At 28.3% G+C, this 22,451-nt stretch carries 17 protein-coding genes and 3 pseudogenes; 8 read left to right on the forward strand and 12 right to left on the reverse strand.

From position 1 onward, the window contains the following. Positions 1–220: 220 nt before the first annotated feature. Positions 221–1,138, reverse strand: coding sequence for an aldo/keto reductase (locus BLS77_RS07605; RefSeq protein ID WP_089967687.1), 918 nt, complete (start codon positions 1,136–1,138; stop codon positions 221–223). Between the two features lie 500 nt (positions 1,139–1,638). Between BLS77_RS07605 and BLS77_RS07610 the strand changes: the two genes are divergently transcribed. Continuing rightward, on the forward strand, positions 1,639–3,333 hold the full coding sequence (locus BLS77_RS07610) for an ABC transporter ATP-binding protein (RefSeq protein WP_089967690.1): 1,695 nt from the start codon (positions 1,639–1,641) through the stop codon (positions 3,331–3,333). A 102-nt stretch (positions 3,334–3,435) separates the two neighbouring features. On the opposite strand, the gene BLS77_RS07615 is transcribed toward BLS77_RS07610, so the two are convergent. Both BLS77_RS07615 and BLS77_RS07620 read right to left on the reverse strand, forming a co-directional pair. Then, positions 3,436–3,891 carry a hypothetical protein gene (locus tag BLS77_RS07615; protein ID WP_089967693.1) on the reverse strand — a complete coding sequence of 152 codons (456 nt, stop codon included), beginning with the start codon at positions 3,889–3,891 and terminating at the stop codon, positions 3,436–3,438. Positions 3,892–4,125: 234 nt separating this feature from the next. Then, entirely contained in the window at positions 4,126–6,225 is a 2,100-nt protein-coding gene (locus BLS77_RS07620; RefSeq protein WP_089967696.1) for a sodium-translocating pyrophosphatase, read from the reverse strand. A gap of 331 nt (positions 6,226–6,556) precedes the next feature. On the opposite strand from BLS77_RS07620, the gene BLS77_RS07625 reads away from it, so the two are divergent. Then, positions 6,557–7,534: a tocopherol cyclase family protein gene (locus BLS77_RS07625; protein WP_089967699.1), complete on the forward strand. Its 978-nt coding sequence runs from the start codon at positions 6,557–6,559 to the stop codon at positions 7,532–7,534. A gap of 156 nt (positions 7,535–7,690) precedes the next feature. Here BLS77_RS07625 and BLS77_RS07630 read toward each other — a convergent pair whose 3' ends face one another. Both BLS77_RS07630 and BLS77_RS07635 read right to left on the reverse strand, forming a co-directional pair. After that, entirely contained in the window at positions 7,691–9,763 is a 2,073-nt protein-coding gene (locus BLS77_RS07630; protein WP_175490815.1) for an ABC transporter ATP-binding protein/permease, read from the reverse strand. Positions 9,764–9,779: 16 nt separating this feature from the next. Then, entirely contained in the window at positions 9,780–11,867 is a 2,088-nt protein-coding gene (locus BLS77_RS07635; protein WP_089967705.1) for an ABC transporter ATP-binding protein/permease, read from the reverse strand. Positions 11,868–12,184: 317 nt separating this feature from the next. Between BLS77_RS07635 and BLS77_RS20760 the strand changes: the two are divergent. Both BLS77_RS20760 and BLS77_RS19865 read left to right on the forward strand, forming a co-directional pair. Further along, positions 12,185–12,370: pseudogene (locus BLS77_RS20760) on the forward strand (IS1/IS1595 family N-terminal zinc-binding domain-containing protein); the annotation flags it as partial. 78 nt (positions 12,371–12,448) lie between these two features. After that, positions 12,449–13,075 (forward strand): hypothetical protein, encoded by a 627-nt coding sequence (locus tag BLS77_RS19865; protein ID WP_207648684.1) that lies wholly within the window; start codon positions 12,449–12,451, stop codon positions 13,073–13,075. A gap of 545 nt (positions 13,076–13,620) precedes the next feature. On the opposite strand, the gene BLS77_RS07645 is transcribed toward BLS77_RS19865, so the two are convergent. Both BLS77_RS07645 and BLS77_RS19495 read right to left on the reverse strand, forming a co-directional pair. Continuing rightward, a complete protein-coding gene (locus BLS77_RS07645; RefSeq protein WP_089967711.1) occupies positions 13,621–14,334 on the reverse strand; it encodes a HEAT repeat domain-containing protein in 714 nt (237 codons plus the stop codon). Positions 14,335–14,475: 141 nt separating this feature from the next. Continuing rightward, positions 14,476–14,598, reverse strand: a pseudogene (locus BLS77_RS19495) (helix-turn-helix domain-containing protein); the annotation flags it as partial. Between the two features lie 175 nt (positions 14,599–14,773). Here BLS77_RS19495 and BLS77_RS07650 point away from each other — a divergent pair. Further along, a pseudogene (locus tag BLS77_RS07650) lies at positions 14,774–15,049 on the forward strand (coenzyme F420-0:L-glutamate ligase); the annotation flags it as partial. 340 nt (positions 15,050–15,389) lie between these two features. Continuing rightward, entirely contained in the window at positions 15,390–16,169 is a 780-nt protein-coding gene (locus BLS77_RS07655; protein WP_089967714.1) for a histidinol-phosphatase, read from the forward strand. Positions 16,170–16,360: 191 nt separating this feature from the next. On the opposite strand, the gene BLS77_RS07660 is transcribed toward BLS77_RS07655, so the two are convergent. Then, positions 16,361–16,873, reverse strand: coding sequence for a hypothetical protein (locus tag BLS77_RS07660; RefSeq protein ID WP_089967716.1), 513 nt, complete (start codon positions 16,871–16,873; stop codon positions 16,361–16,363). A 229-nt stretch (positions 16,874–17,102) separates the two neighbouring features. On the opposite strand from BLS77_RS07660, the gene BLS77_RS07665 reads away from it, so the two are divergent. Continuing rightward, on the forward strand, positions 17,103–17,972 hold the full coding sequence (locus tag BLS77_RS07665) for a class I SAM-dependent methyltransferase (RefSeq protein WP_175490817.1): 870 nt from the start codon (positions 17,103–17,105) through the stop codon (positions 17,970–17,972). Positions 17,973–18,142: 170 nt separating this feature from the next. Here BLS77_RS07665 and purB read toward each other — a convergent pair whose 3' ends face one another. Then, positions 18,143–19,573 (reverse strand): adenylosuccinate lyase, encoded by a 1,431-nt coding sequence (purB, locus tag BLS77_RS07670; protein ID WP_089967720.1) that lies wholly within the window; start codon positions 19,571–19,573, stop codon positions 18,143–18,145. 140 nt (positions 19,574–19,713) lie between these two features. Here purB and BLS77_RS07675 point away from each other — a divergent pair, with 140 nt between their 5' ends. After that, the gene (locus tag BLS77_RS07675; RefSeq protein WP_089967722.1) at positions 19,714–19,923 is read left to right on the forward strand and encodes a DUF378 domain-containing protein; all 210 of its coding nucleotides are present in this window, start codon (positions 19,714–19,716) and stop codon (positions 19,921–19,923) included. Between the two features lie 74 nt (positions 19,924–19,997). On the opposite strand, the gene BLS77_RS07680 is transcribed toward BLS77_RS07675, so the two are convergent. The 3 genes from BLS77_RS07680 to rny all read right to left on the reverse strand — a co-directional run bounded on the left by BLS77_RS07680 (position 19,998) and on the right by rny (position 22,326). Then, positions 19,998–20,258: an HPr family phosphocarrier protein gene (locus BLS77_RS07680; RefSeq protein ID WP_089967725.1), complete on the reverse strand. Its 261-nt coding sequence runs from the start codon at positions 20,256–20,258 to the stop codon at positions 19,998–20,000. 114 nt (positions 20,259–20,372) lie between these two features. Next, on the reverse strand, positions 20,373–20,633 hold the full coding sequence (locus tag BLS77_RS07685) for a stage V sporulation protein S (protein ID WP_089967728.1): 261 nt from the start codon (positions 20,631–20,633) through the stop codon (positions 20,373–20,375). Positions 20,634–20,790: 157 nt separating this feature from the next. Beyond that, complete coding sequence (gene rny / locus BLS77_RS07690) at positions 20,791–22,326, reverse strand: ribonuclease Y (protein ID WP_089967731.1); 1,536 nt, start codon at positions 22,324–22,326, stop codon at positions 20,791–20,793. Between the last annotated feature and the right edge of the window lie 125 nt (positions 22,327–22,451).

Consider the following 22,451-nt stretch of genomic DNA (forward strand, 5'->3'; position numbering starts at 1 on the left):
TTTAAAAATAATAATCCAATGTTCTACAGTTTAATTAGTTATTTTAAAAATATATATTATCAATTAAAAAGAGGTATTGGAAGCATAAATTAACTTCTAATACCTTTTATTTATGTTAGTGAACTTCAAAAAAATAACTAGTCAGATTCTAGTCTATTTTCTTTCAGCTCCCTTATTCATACTGATACTTGTAATATTGATATTTTATAAAATCTTAATTCTAAGGTAATTTATTTCCAGCTGCTCTATATATTTCATACCATTCTTGTCTTGTTAGATTCACATCTGAAGCTTTGCAAATATCTTTAAGACGAGCAGCATTAGTTGTTCCAACTATTGTTTGAATTTTTGCTGGATGTCTTAATATCCAAGCCGTTGCTATTACCGTGTTAGATACACCTTTAAGCGCTGCAATTTCATTAATTTTTGCATTTACTTCTGGGAACTTATCATTATCTAAAAATACACCTTCAAACATTCCATATTGGAAAGGTGACCATGCTTGAATTGTAATATCTTTTAGACGACAATATTCTAATATACTTCCATCTCTATCAATAGATGAATTTATTTTCATATTAACATTTAAGCCTGAATCAATCATACCAGTATTCATTATACTTAATTGTAATTGATTAATAATAATTTTATTATTTAAATACTTATTTAAAAGTTCAATTTGCATTGGATTTTGATTGCTTACACCAAAGTGTCTAACTTTACCACTTGCATAGAGCTCTGCAAAAGCTTCTGAAACTTCTTCTGGCTCCATAAGTGTATCTGGTCTATGTAATAAAAAAGTATCAAGATAATCAGTTTTTAATCTTTTTAAACTAGCATCTACTGAATTTATAATATGCTCCTTTGAAAAATCAAAAAAGCCTGGTCTTATTCCACATTTGCTTTGAATAATCATTTTTTCTCTTATAGTAGGATTCATATCTATTGCCTCAGCAAAAATCTCTTCAGATTTCCCTGCTCCATAAATATCGGCATGATCAAAGAAATTAATGCCTTCATCTAAAGCAGTATTAATTAATTTTGATGCCTTTTCTTTAGAAATATCTGCCATCCTCATACACCCTAAAGATATTTCTGAAGCCTTTATTGCACCATTGCCAATATTAATATTTTTCATTTTAATCGCCACCTTTTTAAACGTTATCTTAATTATATACTAAATATATTTAATAGCTATACTTTATTACTATTTGCAATTTATAATTATTTTTCAGGTTACTAATTTACTATTCAAGTAATGGAACACAGATATAAATCACCTATGTTTTCTTAATCACTTGAAGATTTTGTTTTAATATAAGATTATGCTAGCTATAAATAATTATATTGTACATAAGTTTTATGTTATAATTATTATGTTAAATCACTACATAATTGTAGTATTTATACAAAGTAAAATTATTTTAATTATCTTGTAAAGCGAGATTAAGAAGTACATTATTACTTATTTACAAAATATTGAAAGGAAGTGTCCTCTTAATGAGAATTGAACGAATTAACTACTCGGTACAGTTGAAATAATCTGTAAGCAGATTGTGCTGAGGTTAAATTTATTTGCTAACAGTATCAACTGTACTAATTTTTGATTTCATATTAAAAATTAAAAGGAGTACAGTTATGAAACACTATTTAGATATTTTAAACAAGAAGAAATTACTGGTTATTGGTTATATATTATTGGGAATAGTATTGGCTTTGCTTAATGCTTTTAGTGCCCGCTATTTTCAAAAGGTATTAGATGATTTTGGAGATAAGGCCCTTTCTTTCACGACAATATGTATTTATGCATTTATTTTAGTACTCATCTGTGGCTTTAACTATTTCAATGAATATCCAAGTTGCAAATTGTCCCAAAGTATATACTTGGATTTTAAATTAAAGGCATTGAAAAAAATGAGTACCATAGATTATCGACACTATCGATCATTAGGCACCGGTAATTTGGTTCAAAAAATAGAAAACGGAGCTAATGCAGGTAAAAGCATATTATTTGATTTTTACTTTAGATTATTTAGTGAATTAATTCCAAGTATAGTTTTCAGTTTGATTTTTATTGCCAATATTGACAAGCATATTATGATTTTTATTGCAATTGGTTATGTACTTGTCTTTGCGGTAACCAATATTTTGCTGAAATACTTATATAAAATTAAAGCACATATTTTAAATAATGAAGAAATCTTTAATAAATATGTAGTTCGTTGCTTTATGGAATTGATTATATTTAGAACTAATAAAAAATTTGAGCATGAGATAAGCAAAACATCAAATGCATCTGAAGAAATTATAAAATCAAAGACTAAAATGAAGATGATTCATGAAGCATTTTTTGCAATTTTCGGATTGTTTATTACACTTATAAAAGTAATTATTATATTCATTAGTTGGAAAAACAATGCATTGTCCGTAGGTTCAGTAGTTGCGTTACTTACCTTGATTGATAAGGCATATTCGCCAATTGCTATATTTAATGTATTGTTTGTACAATGTAAATTGGATAAGAGTGCCTTTAGGCGATATACGGATTTATTGGATATGCCAGATGATCTTAAATTGAATTCTGGAAAGATAGTAAATTCCATAGAGGGTAATATATATTTTAAGAACGTGTGCTTTTCCTATGATGAGAAGAACATCTTTAAGGATTTATCCTTTGATATTCCTGCTGGGAGTTCAGTTGCATTTGTGGGAGAAAGTGGTTCAGGAAAATCAACAATTGTTAAGCAAATCATGGGTTTGGTTAAACCAGATGCAGGAAATATTTATATTGATAGAAATGATTTATCAGAGCTTAACTTAACTCATTTTTACAATCACGTTTCTTATACTTCACAGGAATCCCCTATTTTTGATGGAACCTTACGAGAGAATATTGTTTTCGACAAGGATATTTCAGACCATATAATTATTGAAGTATTAGAACGTGTTAGCCTAACATCATTTTATTCTTCTTTACCAAAAGGACTTGATACAGAAGTTGGTGAAAGAGGTGTCATTCTTTCAGGTGGAGAACGTCAAAGATTGGCATTAGCCAGAGTGTTCTTTGGGGATGCAAAAATTGTTATATTGGATGAAGCTACTTCAGCCATGGATAATATTACTGAAGAATTGGTAATGAAAAATATTATGCAATTCTTAAAAAACAAAACAATTATCACTATTGCTCATCGTCTGAATACAATAAAAAATGTTGATAAAATCTATGTATTTAAAGATGGTGAAATTGTTGGTATGAGTGACTTTAATGAACTATTATATCATAATGAATATTTCGGACAGTTATGGAATGCGACAATGGAAAATCAAAGATAGATTTTGATTATTGCATTAGCTTGGATATTTTATAATGCAATGTAATTTATAAATTACATTGCATTATTTAAATGGATTGATATCATTCAACAGCTTTTTAGTCTACCTTCTCTTGCAAAATATTCCTCTAATTATTATAGCTATTCCTACTGCAGTAAATCCAAATAACATAATAGCTTTAAGTAGATTAATAGGCATAAATACCATTCTAAAGTTCATTAATATACCTATAAAGAACCATATAATCCCGATTGAAACTAATGCCCATCCAGCAAATGAATTTTTATTACATAGTATAATTATAATTCCTATCATTAATAAAATAAAAGCTACTCCACAAGGTGTTCCTAGTGTTATTCCTTTTGAAAATCCAAGTCCCGAATATATCATTGTATTTTTAAATACTATAAGAATTCCTATTAATACTATAATTGATCCTATTAAACTTGTTAAATTATTAATTCTAATTGGTGGTTTTCTATAATGTCTATAACTTGGCATTAAATTTCTTCTAAACCCTCTTCTAAATCTTCTTTTATACCTCCTTTCAATTCTCAACTCTATGTTACCTCCTTAAAATTATTAAGTAGCCTGCTTCCTATATATAAGTTCTAAATATAAATTCTAATTTATTTTCTAAATTTTATTCATCTTCACAAAAATACTATTTTATATTAAGGATTTTTTTCTTATACTTCTATTTTATGTATTAAAATTTAATATGTGATTACTTTCATATTACAAAAACCTCTCATAGTGGATTTACTACCATGAGAGGTTTTAATTCATTTTTTATAGTATTCCAAATGTTAATATAAGCGTTGCAAATACTATTGATACCATTGACATTAGTTTTATTAGTATATTTAGTGATGGTCCTGTTGTGTCCTTAAATGGATCTCCAACTGTATCTCCAACTACTGCTGCTTTATGTGCCTCTGATCCTTTTCCACCTAGCACTCCAGATTCAATGTATTTTTTAGCATTATCCCAAGCACCTCCTGAATTAGCCATCATAATAGCTAACACAAACCCGGTTACTGTAGCTCCTACAAGTAATCCTGCCACTCCATTTGGTCCAAGTAGCAACCCAACTATAATTGGTGTTAGTATTGCTATTAATGCTATTCCTATTAATTCTTTTTGAGATGATTTTGTACATATATCTACACAAGCTGCATAATCTGGTTCTTCTGTTCCTTCCATGAGCCCTTTTATTTCTTTGAATTGTCTTCTTACTTCTACAACTATTTTACCTGCTGCCCGTCCAACAGCATCCATAGTTCTTGATGCAAATAAAAATGTAACCATTCCTCCGAGAAATAATCCTATTAGCACTTGGGGATTAAGTACTGATAAGTTAAATTCAAAAGCTCTTCCTCCATTTTTAACTAATGTTTCAATTGAGTCTTTGTATGCTGCAATAAATGCTAGTGCCGTTAATGCTGCTGATCCTATAGCAAACCCCTTTCCTGTTGCTGCTGTTGTATTTCCTAGTGAATCTAACGCATCAGTTCTTTTTCTTACTATTGGATCTTGGTTTGACATTTCTGCTATGCCGCCTGCGTTATCCGCTACTGGTCCATAGGCATCTGTTGCAAGAGTTATTCCAAGTGTTGATAACATACCAACTGCTGATATTGCTATTCCATACAGGCCTAAACTAAAATCATTTTGTCCTCCTGATAATGTAAAGCTAACAAAAATAGAAATTCCTACTATAATTACTGGCATTGCAGTTGATGCCATTCCAAGAGATAGCCCACTTATTATAGTTGTTGCTGCTCCTGTTTTTGTAGATTCTGCAAGCTTCTTTGTTGGTTTATAGTTATCACTTGTATAATATTCTGTAAAGAATCCAATTAAAACACCTGCTATAAGTCCTGATAATATACTGTAATACACTCCCATATAATTAGATCCTAGTACATTTCTAACAATAAAGAAAGCTCCAATTGCGACAATTATAGATGATACATATATCCCTCTTCTAAGTGCCCTTAATAGATTTTTTTGAGTAGCATCCTCTTTAGCTTTTACAAAAAATGTAGCTATTATAGATGCAATTACCCCAAGTGATGCTACAAGTAATGGTATTGTAACACCTTTAATTCCAAGACCTGCTGCAACTGCCAGTGCACTTGATGATACTAATGATCCTACATAAGATTCATAAAGATCTGCTCCAAGCCCTGCAACATCTCCTACATTATCTCCTACATTATCTGCAATAACTGCTGGATTCCTTGGATCATCTTCTGGAATCCCAATTTCAATTTTCCCAACTAAATCTGCCCCTACATCTGCAGCCTTTGTAAATATTCCCCCTCCAACTCTAGCAAATAGTGCCATAGATGAAGCTCCCATACCAAAAGTTAGCATATTTGATGTTATTTGAGCTATACGTTCTATTTCTGGTAGTGCATTATAATACCAATCTAGAATATAGTACCATATTCCTAAATCTAGAAGTGCAAGGCCAACAACAACAAGGCCCATTACAGAGCCACTTGCAAAAGCTACTTTCAAAGCACCGTTTAAACTTTTCTTAGCTGCATTAGTAGTTCTAGCATTAGAATTGGTTGAAACTTTCATTCCTAAAAAACCACTAAGCCCCGAAAAAAATCCTCCTGTAATAAATGCAAAAGGTACAAATATAGATACGTACCCCATCCTACTTAATATAAAAAATATTATAAACATCCCTAAAAAGAATATTGAAACACCTTTATATTGACGAATTAAATATGCATTAGCACCTTCTCTGATACTTTCAGCTATACGCTTCATAGCATCATCACCTTCATCTAACTTAAAAATAGTAAATGTTAAATAGGCTGCAAATAATAATGCAAGTGTAGCACCAATTGGAACAAAAACAATTAAATCCATTATGATTCCTCCCTCTTTATATTTATTTTAGTGTTCTGCCTTTATAATTTTCACTCTTTATATACTATGAATCTAATTTTGTTATTATATCTTCTATATTTCTAATCTTAATGGATTTATACCTTCAAAAAGTAGCTAGTCCTATTATTGTATATTTTCTTTCATCTCACTTATCCTAATGTTTATTATTTTAATTACTACTAATTAGTTTTTATATTTATAATAAATGTGTATATTTTATATTTATTATAGAAAATATACATATATAAGGAGTCTTAAAAATATTAGTCTAAAGTAGCATTTTTTTGAAGATGCATTAGGAGGAGCTTATATGAAGAAGCTTATTAACCCTGATTTATATCATGGTAAACATAAAAAAAAGAATTTTTTTGAAGGTTGGTATTTCAAAATTGTAGATAAGAATAATGAAAATCAACTTGCTTTTATTCCAGGTATTTCCAAAAGCATTAAAGCGAAACATAACCATTCTTTTATCCAAGTATTAAATAGTGAAAATCGTAATTATACATATTATAAATATAATGAAAAGTGCTTCCGTTATAATAATGATAATTTTAAAATTAACATAGATAAAAGTCTTTTTGCCTTAGATCGTTTAAAATTAGATATCTCTTGCAATAATAAATCATTAAAAGGTAATCTAAAATTTAACAACACTATAAAATGGCCTGATTCTAATATAAATCCTGGCAGTATGGGCTTTTATAATTACTTATGGTTTATGAAATGTTATGCCCAAGTTTGTGTTTTAGATGGGGATATTGAGGGAGTCTTATGTGTAAATGGTGAATTAATAGATTTTACTGGGGGCACCGTTTATATTGAAAAAAACTGGGGAAATAGTTTTCCAAAATCATGGGTATGGATTCAAAGTAATAGCTTTAGTGATAATAGAGCCAGTGTTACATGTTCTTTAGCTACAATCCCATTTCCAATAAAAGATTTTCGTGGATTTTTAATTGGAGTAACTATAGATGATTATTTTTATAGTTTTACTACTATTAATAGAAGCAAACTAAACCTTAAACAATGTGGCACCGATGTAGAAATAACTGTTTATAATAAGAATCTAAAACTCACATTAAAAACTTTTAGTTATAAAGATACATATATGCTTTGCAAAGGTCCCCTTAATGGTAAAATGATTCCCTTAGTTAATGAAACCTTATGTGGTAAAGTTTTAATGATTTTAGAAGATACTAAAACTAACGCTATAATATATAAGGGAATTGGAGAAAGTGCAGGAATTGAGTATGGTGGTGAATTATTAAATATAATAGATAATTAATTATAAAAGAGCTCCACTAAGCAGCCTTTAACAGTATTTAAACTGTATCTACTTAGTGGAACTCAATTACTTTTACAAATGCTAATATTTAATTACCTTTCACATAAAGTTCTTTAAACATTATTTACATTTCAACCAAATCTAATAATAATTTGATTATCTACGTTTTAATGCATCTATTGGATCCATTTTTGATGCTTTTAATGATGGATATAATCCTGAAATAATACTTAATGTCGCACAGAATAATAATATTAACCCTGCATCTTTAAGCGGTAATTTAGCTACTTCCATATATGGAGCATTGTTTGCAAAGGTTCCTAAGAATTTATAAACTAAATTATTAATTACATTAGAAATTCCTATAGAAATTCCTATTCCTATTATTGCAGATAGTATTCCTATAATAAATGATTCTGCAACAAATATATTCATTATATCTTTGCTACGGGCTCCAATTGCACGCAGTATACCTATTTCATTAGTTCTTTCAAGAACTGAAATATATATAACTATTGATATCATTAATACCGCAACTACAATAGACACTCCTGCAAACCCCATTAAACCCATTCTTACTTGTTTCATTGTACTCTCAATTTGCTTTGTTATAGTTTTACCTGCCATTTCAAATTGATATTTATCTTGATTTCCATCTAATCTCTCTACACTTGCTTCAATAGATTCTGCACTTTTACCATAAACTATCATGCTAGAAGCTTCCATTTTTTTCTTATCTAAATTAAATTCCTTTTCATAATATTTAATATTCCAATCACTTGAAACATAATATGTATTCATAAGCGTTGTTGTATTTGCAATCCCAGATATTTTAAGAGGCTTTACTATTATTTCTGGAGGTTTTCCTTGACCCCTCATCTTATCTGAATGACTTGTTTGTTTCACAAAAGAAACATATATATTTTTCCCTATTAGATCTTCTAATTTTTCGTCATCTTTTATTATATTTTTTGCAGTTGAAAGTGAAATTACAAATTCATTTAATTCACCTTCATTTGGTACTGTTCCATATTGAATATCATCCTTAACATCTTCAATTATTCCTGGTGACATCATATCAATTAATCTTTTTATTGTATCCTCTTCTGATAATTTATTAAAGAAGTCTTCCGCCTTTAATAAATCTTCTTCTAAAGAGTAAAATGACATCATTGGTATGTCCTCACCTTTAAGTGGAAATTGATAAGCATAAAATTCATTATCTAATGAATTAATTTCTTCTATATCTTCATATCCTAATTTTTTAATATCATTTGGATTTTTATCTATATTTTCTTTATATCCAACCATCACCGAGTTCGTAGGAAAAACCCCTCTAACCTGTGTATTAACCGAATTAGTTGTTCCAGATGTAATTGCAATTGCAAGAGCTATTCCCGCTATTCCAATTGATGTTCCAATAGCTGTTGCCAGTGTACGTCCCTTTTTAATCCAAGCATTTCTGAGTGATAGTTTTAATGCAGTTAATACAGACATTTTAGATTTCGTTTCTTCTTTTTTAATTGGAATAATTTCCATTTCCCTACCCTTAGCTAAATTTTCATCTATGGAAATTATCTTTCCATCTTCCATATTTATAATTAAATCCGCATAGGCCTCTGCGATTTCTGGCGAATGAGTTACCATTAAAATCAATCTTTCCTTTGATATCTCTTTAAGTAAATCCATAACTTTTTCACCAGTTTTTGCATCTAATGCTCCTGTTGGTTCATCTGCTAAAATGATATCCGGATCATTTGCAAGTGCTCTTGCAATTGCCACACGTTGGCGTTGTCCCCCGGATAATAAATTTACTCGTTTTTTTATTTGATCCAAAAGACCTACTCGCTCTAATAAATATTTTACTTTTTCTGATCTATCTTTTTTAGAAATTCCTGATAAATCTAAGGCTAATTCAACATTTTGCTTAGATGTTTGTGAATTAAGTAAGTTAAACTGTTGAAATATAAATCCTATTGTATTTTTACGATAGGAATCTAAATCCTTTGTCCCAGCTTCCTTTAATGATTTACCATTAATAATTACATCACCTTCAAAATCACCATCTAATGCCCCTAAAATATTCATTAAAGTTGTTTTCCCACATCCTGAAGGACCAACAATCGCTACTAATTTACCACTTGCTAATTCAAAAGTCACATCATCTAATGCTTTAATTTCATGTTCTCCAATTTTATAACTTTTCTTTAAATTTTTAATTTGTAACATTCCTATTCCCTCCTCTCTACTCATCTCTTAAAGCATCTACAACTTGAATTTTAGTTGCTCTTTTTGATGGAAAATGCCCCGCCATAATTGCTACAAATACACTTATAACTATTAATCCTATAATTGTTGCAAATGGAACTTTAATATCTGTAAATGGAATTCCGGATATTGGAATATTAATCAACTTATCAGCATCAACTTTAAGAACATCAGTTATTACTTTATTTGCTATTGGTTGTAATAAGAATGCTACTGCTATTCCTGTTACCCCTGCAAATAATCCTATTAACGCAGATTCAGTTTTAAATATACGTGCAATATCTTTATTTCTTGCACCTACTGCCTTTAAAATTCCAATTTCTTTTTTACGTTCAAGAACACTTGAGAATACAACAATTCCTATTAAAATAGATGAAACTACTAATGCTACAGATACAAATACAATCATAACTGCTTGAGCTAAATTAATTAGTGTTTTTAATGCATCCTTCACCATAATGACTTGTGATGTTGCATAAAATCCTTTATCTACACTATTTAACTTATCCCCACTACCACCATTCTCTTGACTATTTATCCAATTTAATACTTCGTGATTATTTTTTACTTCATTAACTACAACTTCAGCGGTTACTTGCACATTATCTTTTAAAGCAAAGTATCCCTCTTCGTTAAGCCAACTATATACTGAATCATATGTATAATATACAGATCCTGAATCTAGAGCAATTTCATTTGCAACTCCAACAATCCTAAAATCTTTAGTATATTTATTTCCAAGTACTTCTTCTCCTGTTAATGGACTCTTACTAGTTTCTTGGATTATTACATTTATCTCTTTATCTATAGCTTTTTTATAATCATCTTTTTCTGGATCCATTCCATACTCTTTGATAATCTTTTTTGCCATATTTTTATTTACTAGTAACTCATTCTCATTCTCTTTTGGCAACCTACCATCTAGCACATGAGTTATATTAGCTAAATTATTTTCACCAGCTAAGGCATTAAATGAAGCCTCTTCTATAATTTCATTATTAACTTCATAAGTTGTTATGTTATTAATATTTAAAGCCTCTCTTACCTCAACTACATTTGGATTTTCTTTAATCTTATCAAATTCTTTAATATCTTTTGGATATTCCTTAAGTTGTCTTTCTTCATCTTTAAACTTCATTCCAACTTGTATCACATTTGCACTTACAAAAGAATTGGTTTGACGATCAATATAATCATTAGCTCCACTCCCAAGCCCGACAACCAGTAGTATCCCTCCAATTCCTATAGAACCTGCAATAGTTGTTATAGCTATACGTCCAATTTTTTGCTTAATGTTTCTAAATGATAGTTTTAATGAATCTCCAAAAGACATACTTCCATTTTTCTTTTTAAGTTTTGATTTCAAATGGTTTGTATCTGCTTTAATAATCACCTCATCATTTTGAATCTCCCCATCTAAAATAGACACAACTCTTGTTGAATATTCATGAGCTAATTTTCTATTGTGAGTTACCATAATAATTAGTTTATCATTTGCAACTTCCTTTAATAAATTCATTATTTGTATTCCTGTTTTTTTATCTAATGCTCCTGTTGGCTCATCAGCTAAAATAATATCTGGATCATTTGCAAGTGCTCTTGCAATTGCTACCCTTTGTTTTTGTCCTCCAGATAATTCTCCTGGTTTATGATTCATATGTTTTTCAAGCCCAACTTTTACAAGAAGCATTTTTGCACGTTCAATACGAATCGCTTTAGGTAATCCAATTAAGTTCATGACCATTTCTATATTTTCTAATGCTGTTAAATGTTCAATTAAGTTAAAAGATTGAAACACAAACCCAATATTATTTTTACGATATAAATCCCAATCTTTCTTTTTATATTTAATTGTTGATTTACCTTCAACAATTAAATCGCCGGTTGTAGGCTGATCAAGCCCCGCAATAATATTTAACAATGTAGATTTACCACATCCTGAAGGTCCTAAAATAGAAACAAATTCACCTTTTTCAAAATTAAGCGACACTTCTTTAAGTGCATTAAAAGTTTCTTTCTTTTGTATAGAATATGTTTTAGTAATCTTATCTAAATTTAAAAGCATAAATTTCTCCTTTCTAATTCCACCTTAGTAACAAAAAAATAGCTAGTTAATACTCTAGTCTATCTTAAATGATTATCTAATTTTATTCTTTATTAATTAGTACTTCTCATTATTGTTATAAATATATAATGATTATGAATTCATAATAATCTATTCGCTGTTATTAGTCAACATATAAAACAAATGTCTCCCTTAAACTCTCAATCACTACCTATTATTGTCATTTCTACGTATATTAAATCCTAATTAACAATACAAATTCTATTAAAATTTTAAAATTTTCCATTTATGGCAATACTTCAATAGAGGTGATTAAAATGAATATTTACAATACTGTACCTAATATATCACTAAATCTTGATAGTCTAAATATTCTAGACTTACTTTATAAACGCCAAAATAATATTAAAACCTGTCCTCACTGCAACTGCACTAGTTTTATTAAACATGGCTATTATAAAACTCTTCAACGCTTTAAATGTAGCAATAAAATCTGTAATAAAACCTTTTGTGCAACTACTAAATCCCCATGGAGTTATTCTAAGAAAAGTTTCGACTTATGGAAAGATTATTTTAAACTAATGTTTGAAAACAAAACACTGATTGAATGCTCCACCACTTTAGATATACATAACACAACTGCATTTTACTGGCGCCATAAAATTCTAGTTGCAATGAAATTATTCTTTAAGCCTCAGCCTCTTAAAGAATTTATAGAAATAAATAAATTTCGTTTCAAAGAAAATTTTAAAGGATCTAGAAATATAGTTACTGATGAAAGAAAATATATTTGGCTTATATCGGCTGTTGATATAAATAATACTATTTTATCAGAACTAGTTTCAGTGGGCCCTATTAGCGTACCTATAATCAAAAATTCTATTTATAAAAAAATCCCTAAAGATGCTTATCTACTATCTTCTGCAGATACTCACTTGAGAGCAATAGAAATAATTCATAATAAAAACCTAACAACTCCTCATCCAAAGGATAAGGAACTTGTTAGGTCTTTTAGTAAATTCATAGCACCTTGGCTTAATAGATTTAAAGGAATAGCAACTAAATACTTAAATTCTTATTTAACTTGGTATATTTTGAATTTCAAGAAATATTATAATAACTTTATGAAGTTTATTATTGATTTGACTCTTGAAAATTCATTTACTAGATTTATTGATTTCAAATCATTTAATCTTTCTCTTAATTGATATTCACTATCAATCAAGTATATTATATAAACTTATATTGCAACGTAAATTTTGAGAATACTAAATATATTTACGCTATATTGTTAATATATTTATACTCTTACTATTTTTCAGTTTCTTATTTATTAGCTATAAATGTTGTTATATAAAATAACTAATATAAAATAACTAATATAAAATACTAATATAAAATATTTAAACTTTAATATCTCACATTAAAATTTATGTAAATCCCTATCAGCTTTTTTTAGTTAAATATAATTAATAATACTTATTCTACTAATTATTACTGCGAACTTGTCCTTTGATTATCAATGGTGATATTTTACTATTATATTTAACAACATTTATCGCTAATAACTACGATTAGTTACCAATAGCTATATTACCTCTATTTATATGTTGCATTAACTCTTATCGCAATTACTATTATTATTACTATAGTTATTATTCTATTTTTACAATTAAATTCCTACATATATTAACTTTTATAAACCTTATTAATTCTAAACTTAATTTCAACAATATTATTCCATTTAGAGTGGTTATTTTATCAAGTTCAATGATCTCTCTGCTTCTTTTTTAACAATATCTATGCTTTCAATTTTAATTATTTCTTTTAGTTTTGAAATTACAGTTTTATTATTAAAAGCTGAAAACGACATTACTATTTTCCAACGAATAATATTATCTTCTTTATACTTTTCATAACAGTTTATAAGTTCCTTAATAGCTATTTCATTATCTGCTTCTTTATTATAAAAGCATAAAAAGCCTATGGCATCAACTAATTCTCTAGCTTCTATTACATCACATTCATTAAGTTCTTTTAATAATGTAGATAATACTGAAATATTCATTTTGCCAATAGTTCTTGCTATAATATCTCTTGGCAATGGATAACTATTTTTCTTTGAAACTGCCTTTGGTAATTCCTTATGCTGGTTTTTGCCTATTCTACCTACATACTTAAACATTTCAATTAAAGTCTCATCGCCTCCCCTATCTAATACATTACATATCTCTATCTTTGTATATAGACTCTTTTCTCTAACTAATATATCTAATATTAACTTATGAAATTCTAATTTATTAATATTATTATCCTTAGATAAAAGCCTTATAGCCAAGGTCCTTACATAAGCCTTTTTAGATTCTATTATTTCAAACAAGTCTGGATTTCCCACTAAGCAAGATTTATCTATATCCATATCTTCTATATACCCTCTGTTTCTTAAATCATATTTGCTACTTTTCATATACCTTACCGCCTTTATACCTACTACATTCCTAGATTATATATATTCATTATTAAAATTGAAATTATTATTTTTTAACAACACAGGCTATTCCTAAATTTATTTTCGCAAATTCTAATAATAAATCCTGTAATCCTAATTCAGTTTCATAATTGATTGGCTAACTGAATGTTGTGTCATATAAATCTCTTTTGCTACTTTAGAACAACTCTTGCATTTACCTACCCTGCAAAATACTTTATATAAGTCTAGTTTTGTTATCATATAACTTCTCCTTATACCTATTATTCAATTTATTTATTTTACTTATATAATTAATTTAGTATATATTACAAGTATAGACAATAAATTTTAAAAGTATTAAGGAGATATTATATTGTAAAGATTAGTTTGAACTGTGTTAGGGGTCTTCGTTTCCCAATTATAAACTGTGGAAATAATAGCAAAGGGCATTTCTAAAAAAATAGTCTTAATGCTTAGCTATCCATCTGATGAAGTTGGTAATAAGTTAGTAGATATAGATATGCTTGATGAAAAAGGTGTTAATCCTTGAACAGATGTTTTAACTGAAAAACAATTTCGTGATTATTTCGGATATGAAAAGCATACTTTTACATGTGTTGATTATAAATCTTTAATTAAAGAATATGGTGTTGATTGTAAAGTTATATTTTCAAACAATCCAAAAACTATCTTAGCTATACAAAATAATATTTGAAATAACTTAAACTAAATAAGCAGTCTAAATGATTATTTAGACTGCTTATTTTTTATAGTTCATTCTGATCAAATTGCTTTTTAATTAAGGTTCTTTGAAAAACTAATTGTTCATAATTTTATTAGTTGTATTATACATATTGCAAAAATAGTCTATTTATAGATACTCATGTTATAATATACTAAGTATTTATTAATTTTATTATTAATGAAATTAAATATATAACATAGGAAAATACTTAGCTTAGGCATATTTAAAAAATAACACTTCAATCTGCTAGTTTATTTTGCACCTTGCCTTGTTATTTTTTACAAATGCGTTAAATGGAGGAATATTAATGAAAACTAATTATCACACTCACAACTATAGATGTAATCATGCAAAAGGTACTGTTTTGGAGTATGTTTTAGAAGCACTTAATGCCGGCCTTGATGAAATAGGTATATCTGATCACTTACCACATCCTGGTAAAGATTTTGCTTCAAAAAGTAGAATGTCCTATGATGATCTAAATAATTATTTTAATGATATAGATGAAGCAATTAAAATATATGGTGATAAAATATCTATAAAAAAATCTATAGAATGTGAATATTTCGAAGAATATCAATGGCTTTATGATGAACTTAGAGAAAAATATAAAGTAGATTACTTGATACTTGGAGCTCATTTTTTTCCTTATAAAGGTGAAATGACATATATAGGCAAAGTAGATTTAACCCCTGAATTATTAGAGGATTATGTTAATTATGTTATTACCTCAATGGATTCTGGTAATTTTAATTACTTAGCTCACCCAGATCTTTTTGGAATGCAATATTTGAATTGGGATGAGCATTCAGAAAAAGCTTCAAGAAGAATTTTGCAAAAAGCACAAGACCTTAATATCCCTTTAGAAATAAATATAAATGGACTAAGAAGATCAACAATTCTATATAACAAAGGAGAAAGACATCCCTATCCTCATAAAGACTTCTGGAGTCTTTCTAATGAATATGATGTTGATATAATTATAGGGATTGATGCTCATAACCCTAGTGAAATGAATGATTTAGATATGGGTCATAAATTTGCTAAATCTCTAGGAATATCAGTAATAGATAGACTAATATTTTAGGACAACCCACACCTAAAAATAATAATCTAATCTGACTAGTTATTTTTTAAATATCCCTTATGCTACTAATTCTAGTATTTTACATAAAAACTAAGAGAGTAATTTAGTATTCTTTAAAATACTAAATTACTCTCTTTTAATTATTTATATTGTTAATAACTTTTAATAGGTTTAAAAGCTCTTTTCTATTCTTATCTTTCTTTTAAAGAATCTATAAAGTCTATAAATTCATAATTGTTTTCTTCATTTACTTTAATTACATTTTGCAATTCATCAAGTTCATTAACTTTATATAATTCTATTAGTGAATTTTTATCTTTACCAAAGTATTGCGAAACTATTTTAATTCCATCTACAGAATTCATATCTATGTACTCTGCATATTTTTTATCTTCAATATAAGTTATATTTCCTATTTCTTTATCTAATGAAACAACTTTTATTACTGTAAGCGTTTCTCTATTATCATTTATGAAGTTTAAGAATTCATAGAACTTTTTATGATCATTACATTTAATGTACTCTTCTCCAGTTCCATAACCTGTTCCATGCACATTTTCCTTTTCTTTTGAAGATACTATTCCTTCTGAAAAGAAATAATTAAGTTCTTCTAACCACTCTTCACCTAAATATTCTTCTTCCTCCGGATTAATTTTAAACCATACACTTATTTCTTTTGTATTTTTAACTATATCATTTTCCATAATAAATCTCCCTTTACTTAAAACTATTGAATATATCATCTAATTGAGTCTTTAATTTAAACTTTATATAATAATAATTTTGCCATATCTTTTAATAAAAAGAAAGGGAAATTATATTTTTTATTCTTTTATTTTTATAATCTAACTAGACACAGTATATTATGGTAAAATATTGTTAAACTAATAAGTAATATGAGGTAATATTACAGCCTAGTAAAGGATGAAAATTATGAAAAACTTAAAATTTTATTTTAAATTCATTATATATTATTTAACTAATAACATTATAAGCTCAAAAGATATTGGGAAATCTTTTGATAGGATAAGTAATAATTATGATTCTATATATTTAAAACAAATTATTAATTCTAGTACTCCTATGCTTGATGAAATAATAAATAAGTTGCAATCCAATACTAAAGAAGATTTGAATATTTTGGATCTTGGTTGTGCCACTGGTTTTAATAGTAACTATATTTATAGCAAATTAAAAACCGGCACCTATATCTTAGTTGATATTTCCAAAGGCATGCTAAATAACGCTAAATCAAATTGTGATTTTAACTGTGTTTTTGTAGAAAGTGATATGTTAGCTTATTTAAATAAATGTTCTGATAATTCTATGGATGTAATAATTTGTTCCTATGCCATTAGCTATAACTGTCCTAAAAAAATAATTAAAGAATGTTGCCGAGTTCTTAAAAATGGTGGCTTCTTTGGAGTAATTGATAATTTAAAAGGAACTTTACCTGAACTTAAAAAACTTTATCCTAAATTGCTTGTTAATCATCAAGATTTAGTAAATAAGCTTATTGTTAAATTACCTTACTCTAGAAATGAATATTTCTTTGAAAAAATGTTTGTTGATAATAGATTTAATAGAATAAATTTAAAATCTGACTCACATATGCTTAATTTCAATAATAAGACTATCCTATGCGATTTCCTTTGTACATCCGGCATATTATCCCCTTTAGATTCAGCAATTGATTTAGAGCATCCTAGAGTGAAATTTACTTTAGCAAATTTGTTAGACTATTATAATATAAATAACCTTACTCATAAATATATTTGGGGTTCCTTTAGAAATGATAAGTAAGTCAGGGTAAAATAAATATCAAGAATACTAACTCGTTATTTATTTGGATATATCTAACGTAAGGTACTTAAAAATAAATAATTTATACATATCTACATGATGAGTAGAAAAAAGACTGAAAGCTAGATATAACCTAACTTTCAGTCTTTTTTTATATGCCTGATATAATTTTAAACGCTTATATCACTTTTTATTTCTAAAGCTTCCTTATTTGCTTCTATTATTGGATTTATATATTCTTCAATAAATTCTACTGTTTGACTTGGTGCTCTACCAACAAACTTTATTGGATCTATTATTTTAAGTATTTCTTCTCTTGATAATTTAAAACTATCATCATTTATTATTCTTTCTATAAGATCATTATCAAGACCTTCGCCCTTAACTCTTTCTGCCGCTGCCATTGAGTGAAGTCTTATGCTCTCATGAAGTTCTTGTCTGTCACAACCTAATTTAACAGATTCCATCATTATGTTTTCCGTAGCCATAAATGGTAACTCATTAATTACATGAGCTGCTATTACCTTTTCATATACAACCATATTTTCTGCTATGTTAATATAAAGGTTTAATACTCCATCAAGTGCAAGGAATGCTTCTGGAACCGCTATTCTCTTATTTGCTGAATCATCAAGTGTTCTTTCAAACCATTGTGTTGATGCTGTTATCGCTGGGTTTAATGAATTAACTATAACATATCTAGCTAAAGATGCAATTCTTTCACTTCTCATTGGATTTCTCTTATATGCCATTGCAGATGATCCTATTTGATTTTTTTCAAATGGCTCTTCAATTTCTTTCATACTTTGAAGTAATCTTAAATCATTACTAAATTTATATGCACTTTGTGCTACCTGTGATAATGTATTTAAAATTATTGAATCTAATTTTCTTGGATAAGTTTGACCTGTAACCCCATAACTCTTCTCAAATCCCATTTTTTCAGCTACTATTTTATCTAATGCCTTAACCTTAGTCTCATCATCTTCAAAAAGATTCATGAAGCTTGCTTGTGTTCCAGTAGTTCCTTTAACCCCTAGTAATTTTAGAGTTGATAACAAGAAATCTATATTTTCAATATCCATCACTAAATCTTGCATCCAAAGTGATGCTCTTTTTCCAACTGTAGTTAATTGAGCTGGTTGGAAATGTGTAAAACCTAGTGTTGGCATATCCTTATATTTCATTGCAAAGTTTGATAAATGATTTAATACTGTTACTATTTTCTTTTTAGTTAAAAGAATAGCATCTCTCATTATTATTACATCTGTATTATCCCCTACATAGCAACTAGTAGCTCCTAGGTGAATTATCCCCTTAGCACTTGGACATTGTAATCCATATGCATATACATGGCTCATTACATCATGTCTAACTTCTTTTTCTTTCTTTATTGCTTCTTCATAATTTATATTATTAATATTAGATCTAAGCTCTTCAATTTGCGCCTCAGTAATATTAAGCCCTAATTCTTTTTCACCTTCTGCTAATGCTACCCATAATTTTCTCCAAGTTGTAAATTTCATATTTTCAGAAAATATGTAGCTCATTTCCTTTGATGCATACCTTGAATTTAATGGTGAGTTGTATAAATCTCTCATCCTGTATAACCTCCGAATAATTTTATATTTTTATTTCATATAATTCGTATTATATCATAAATATAATATTTTTTCAGTTATATTATAATTTTTTTTCTCATATATATAAGTTGAAATCGAAATCAAAGGAGGATTTTTCTATGTTTAAATTATCAATAATTGATAAAATTTCATTCTTATTAGTAATAATTGGAGCTATTAACTGGGGTGTAATAGGTTTATTTAACTTAAATTTTATATCCTTATTAGTTGCAGGTTCAATCATTTTACAAAAAATTATTTATATTATGGTATTTGTTGCCTCTTTAAACTTAATTTATTTGGTATTCAAATGTAAGACATTTAAATAAATTTAATTCTTACATATATTTTTTACAATTTTATTTTTCAAATGCAAAAAGAGTGCCAAATGGCACTCTTTTTATTAGTCTTCTAAAGTTTCTATTAACTTAACTATTGCATCTACTGCTAAAGCTTCGTCATCTCCGTTTGCTGAAACGTTGATTGCCGCACCTTTAGTAACTCCTAATGAAAGAACTCCAATTAAGCTCTTAACATTAGCTTTTTTACCGTTAAATTCTATGCTTACATCAGATTTGAATGATGAAGCTTTTTTAACTAATAAAGTTGCTGGTCTAGCATGTAAACCAGTTCCGTTGTTAACTACAACCTCTTTAGATACCATTAAAACACACCTCATTTACTAAATTTAATTTAGTTACCTAGGTAACTACTCCATTATAAACGCAAAAAGATAAAATTTCAAGTTTTTACTTAAAAGCTTTTCATTTTTTTAAAACTACCTTGGTTGAATGATTAATTTTATAGCTGTTCTTTGCTCACCATTAATTAATATATCTGTGAATGCAGGAATACAAACTATATCTTTTCCGCTAGGAGCCACGAATCCTCTTGCTATAGCTATTGCTTTTACTGCCTGATTTATAGCACCTGCCCCCACTGCTTGAATTTCTACTATATTCTTTTCTTTAATAATAGCCGCCACTGCACCTGCTACTGAATTTGGATTAGATTTTGTTGAAACTTTTAATACATCCATTTTACCATTACCCCCTATTTAGAAAATCGTTTACACTTTGATGCAAACTATATTCTTGCTATTTTATATATTCTACTAAAATTGTATAATTCCTTTTATATTTATATATATTTTGCAAATAAAAATACATTTTGCAAAAGCAAAATGTATTTTTAATTTATTTAGCAAAATCAACGGCTCTAGTTTCCCTTATAACGTTAATTTTAATTTGTCCTGGATATTCTAATTGTTCTTCAACTTTTTTAGCAAGGCTTCTAGCTAATTCTATTGCACCTGCATCGTCTAATTTATCTGGTTTAACCATAATTCTAATCTCTCTACCAGCTTGAATGGCATATGACTTTTCTACACCCTCATAAGAATTTGCGATTTCTTCAAGATTTTGTAATCTTTTAATGTAATTTTCTACTGCTTCTCGTCTAGCACCAGGTCTAGCTGCTGATATGGCATCTGCTGCTTGAACTAACACGGCTTCTAATGTTAACATTTCAACGTCACCATGGTGAGCTGCAATGGCATTACAAATTGCAGGGGATTCATGGTATTTTTTAGCCATTTCTCCACTTATAACTGCATGTGGTCCTTCTTGTTTTACAACTTTACCTATATCATGTAATAAACCTGCTCTTCTTGCTAGATTAGCATCTAATCCAAGTTCTGAAGCCATTAGACCAGCTAAATATGAAACTTGTATGGAATGCTTTAATACATTTTGTCCATAACTAGTTCTATATTTTAATCTACCAAGTAGTTTAGTTATTTCTGGATGTAATCCATGAATACCTGTTTCAAGAGCGGCTTGTTCGCCTTCTTCTTTGATATCAATTTCTACATCTTTCGTAGCTCTATCTACCATTTCTTCAATTCTTGCTGGATGAATTCTTCCATCTACTATTAACTTTTCAAGTGCTATTTTAGCTATTTCCCTTCTTACAGGGTCAAAGCTTGATAAAATAACCGCTTCTGGAGTATCATCTATAATTAAATCTACCCCTGTTAACGTTTCAAGTGTTCTAATGTTTCTTCCTTCTCTACCAATAATTCTACCCTTCATTTCATCATTAGGTAGGGCAACAACGTGTACTGTTGATTCTGAGACATGGTCTGCAGCGCATCTTTGAATAGCACTTGTAATAATTTCTCTTGCTTTTTTATCTGCTTCTTCCTTTGCCTTTGCTTCTATATCTTTAACCATCATAGCTGATTCATAAGTAATTTCCTTTTTGATTTCATCTAAAAGAATTTCCTTAGCTTGATCAGAAGAAAGATTTGCTATTCTTTCAAGCTCTTCTCTCCTATTTTTATGCAGTTCTTGTATATTGGCCTCCATTTGATCAATTTTTTGCATTCTATTATTGATTGTTTCTTCTTTCTTTTCTAAAAGATCACCTTTTTTATCTAATGACTCTTCTTTTTGAATTAATCTTCTTTCAAGCCTTTGGATTTCATTTCTTCTCTCGCGAGAATCTTTCTCAAAATCATTTCTTAGTCTATGAACTTCTTCCTTTGCTTCTAAAATAGATTCTTTCTTAGTAGCCTCAGCTTCTCTTTTAGCATTTGCTAATAAATTTTCCGCCTCTTTTTCTAAGCTTTCAATTTTACTTTTTGAAGCACTTTGTATAGCCTTATGTAATATAAATCCTAAAACAACTAATATTACTATATCAGCTAATATCCAAAAAAATATTTCCATATTAACACCTCCTAATATATTTAACCCATTTATCTTTTAATAAGAAAATGTAGTCGGTGTCATACTTAATTCTTGCTGTTACTTTGATTATGACAAACCAGTATTTGCTATTATTTTATCTTAAA

Source organism: Clostridium gasigenes (genome assembly GCF_900104115.1).
Lineage (GTDB): Bacteria > Bacillota > Clostridia > Clostridiales > Clostridiaceae > Clostridium > Clostridium gasigenes.